Here is a 2,168-nt window from a genome sequence, read left to right as displayed (position 1 = left end):
GCCCGGCCCGCAGGCGACGTTCGCCCGCGCGGCGGATTTCGCCCCGAAGGCGGGCCGGCTCGCTCTCCTTCCGGCGCCGGACGGCCGGCTCGGCGCGGTCCTGTTCGGACTCGGCGACGGCAGCGCCCCCATGCTGGCGGGCAAGCTCCCCAGGGCACTTCCTCCGGGCACCTACCGCTTTACCGCAGCGGAAGGGTTCGACGCCGCTGCGGCGACGCTGGCGTGGCTGCTCGGCAGCTACCGCTTCGGACGCTACCGCGATGCCGAGCCGGAGCGCCCCGCCCTCGTGGCACCGGAGGGCGTCGATGCCGAAGCGCTGGTTCGGATCGCCACCGCGGTCGCCAACGGGCGCGATCTCATCAACACGCCCGCCAACGACCTCGGACCCGCCGAGATCGAGGCGGCGGTCCGCGCCGTCGCGGAGCGTCACGGCGCTACCGTCTCGGTCGTGTCGGGCGCGGATCTCGCCCGCGACTTCCCCCTCGTCCATACGGTCGGTTCGTCGTCGCCGCGCGCGCCCCGCCTGATCGACCTGACCTGGGGGCCGACAGACGCGCCGCGCGTCACGCTCGTCGGCAAGGGTGTCGCCTTCGACACGGGCGGCCTCGACATCAAGCCGTCGAGCGCGATGCTGCTGATGAAAAAGGACATGGGCGGGTCCGCGGCCGCCCTCGCCGCCGCCGACATGGTGATGGGCTCAGGGCTTCGCCTGCGCCTGCGCCTGATCGTGCCGGCGGTGGAGAACGCGGTCTCGGGCGACGCCTTCCGGCCGGGCGACGTCATCCGCAGCCGGTCCGGCCTCACGGTGGAGATCGGCAACACCGATGCCGAGGGTCGGCTCATCCTCGCCGACGCCCTGGCGCTGGCGGATGCCGAGACCCCGGAGCTCCTGATCGACTTCGCGACCCTGACGGGCGCCGCGCGGGTGGCCCTGGGGCCGGACCTGCCCGCCTTCTTCACCGAGGACGACGCGCTCGCCGATGCGGTCTCGGCGGCCGGCGCGGCCTGCGCCGATCCCGTCTGGCGCCTGCCGCTGCACAAGCCCTATGCGAGCCTGCTGGATTCGAAGGTCGCGGACCTGAACAACGTCTCGGGCGGCCCCTTCGCGGGGGCGATCACGGCGGCGCTGTTCCTGCGCCGCTTCGCCCCCGCCACGCGGGCCCACGTGCATTTCGACCTCTACGGCTGGAACCCGTCGACGAAGCCGGGGCGACCGGAGGGCGGCGAGGTGCAGACGGCGCGCCTCGTCCACGCGCTCCTGTCCCGCCGCTACCCGAAGGCCTGAGGCGGGGGTCGTACCAAATCTGTCTGATCCCTTCCGGCGATCCCTGCGGGATCGCGTTCGGGATCGCAGATTTGGACTTCGCTCAAGCGCCGCGCGGGCTTGCTCATCCGTCATCCACTTTGGTCAAGGGGATGACGGATCAGACCCCCAGCATCGCCTTCTCGGACTCGTAGGCGGCGCGGACCGGGGCCGCGCCGTAGGTCCGCTCCAGGCGCCGCACGGTGAAGTGCGCGCGGGCCGTCGACTGGAAATGGTCCATGAACGCCGCGTTGACCGCCGCGCCGCCGACCGCGCCGAGGATCGGCACGGCCTGCGCCGCAACCTTCTGCGAGACCACGAGGCCGAAGCGCGACGCGATCTGCGCCGAGAAGCGGATCAGCGCGGGGGCGGCCTCGTCGAGAAGGGCCCGGTTGCCGGCGTAGCGGGCGGCCTCCACCATGGTCTTGGCCAGGGCGGCGCGCACCGCGAAGTAGCCGCTCTCCGTGAGGGCGCTGCCGGCCGCCTCGCGTCCGCCGAGGGCGAAGACCTGGACGCAGGCCAGGGCGTTCTCGGGATTTTGCAGATCCTCGCCCTCCTCCTGCGCGATCTGCGCGATGGAGCGCAGCATCAGGGTCGTCGAGAGCGGCAGTTCCACCGCGAGGGTCGCGAGCCCGAAGGCGCCGCCGACCGCGCCGGAGACGGCCGCCAGGGCCTTGTGGCCGAAGGCGCTCGACGGGAAATACTTCGTCAGGCGTGCGGCCGTGCGCATCGTGGTCGATTCGGGTTCGGTCGGCCCGGTGAGCAGGGGGTCGGTGGCGGAGACGACCGGGATCTCCCGGCCCGCCGGCAGGGTCGCCAGGGCGAGCTTGAGGGAAGCGCGCATGGCGCTCTCGGTGGCCTGCGC

The 2,168-nt window shown here is 72.9% G+C and carries 2 protein-coding genes; one reads left to right on the top strand and one right to left on the bottom strand.

The genetic code is table 11. The features are described from left to right. Positions 1 to 1,285: M17 family metallopeptidase (locus K2X24_RS22675; RefSeq protein ID WP_292501366.1), on the top strand; the 1,285-nt coding region annotated here is incomplete at its 5' end. A 139-nt stretch (positions 1,286 to 1,424) separates the two neighbouring features. On the opposite strand, the gene K2X24_RS22670 is transcribed toward K2X24_RS22675, so the two are convergent. Then, positions 1,425 to 2,168, bottom strand: a 744-nt coding sequence (locus K2X24_RS22670) for an EcsC family protein (RefSeq protein WP_292501364.1), incomplete at its 5' end; no start/stop codon positions are given.

Origin of the sequence: Methylobacterium sp., assembly GCF_019750675.1 — a bacterium.
Classification (GTDB): domain Bacteria; phylum Pseudomonadota; class Alphaproteobacteria; order Rhizobiales; family Beijerinckiaceae; genus Methylobacterium.
This window is presented reverse-complemented; position numbering and strand designations above follow the sequence as displayed.